Origin of the sequence: Enterobacter cloacae complex sp.6700776 (genome assembly GCF_048284255.1) — a bacterium.
In the GTDB taxonomy this organism is placed as follows: Bacteria; Pseudomonadota; Gammaproteobacteria; order Enterobacterales; family Enterobacteriaceae; genus Enterobacter; species Enterobacter intestinihominis.
Genome location: NZ_JBLVYK010000313.1, coordinates 1 through 264 on the forward strand (window position 1 = coordinate 1; position 264 = coordinate 264).

Sequence of the window (264 nt, forward strand, 5' to 3'; positions counted from 1 at the left end):
ACGTTGAACCTCGCTTCTCTACATGAAGTTCCAGATTCAATGCGGCTAAAATTTTGAATAGTGTTTCGAGCTTAGTTGAGCCAGGCTTGTTCTCAAACTCAGAGATAGTCGCTTGCTTTAGACCGACTTGTTCTGCGGTTTGCGCTTGGGTTAGATTGCTTTGTTTACGTTGTTCTCGTATTGAAACAGCTAACATAGCTGGTGTAGTAATCTTCATTTAACCCCCGACAATTATCATATTTACTACTTTTTAGGAGGATATAA

The 264-nt window shown here is 39.8% G+C and carries 1 protein-coding gene; it reads right to left on the minus strand.

Annotated elements, in window-relative coordinates; translation table 11 throughout:
• A partial coding sequence (locus tag ACNQ0T_RS24410) for a helix-turn-helix domain-containing protein (protein WP_417930519.1) occupies positions 1–217 on the minus strand: 217 nt, incomplete at its 3' end.
• Positions 218–264: the final 47 nt, after the last annotated feature.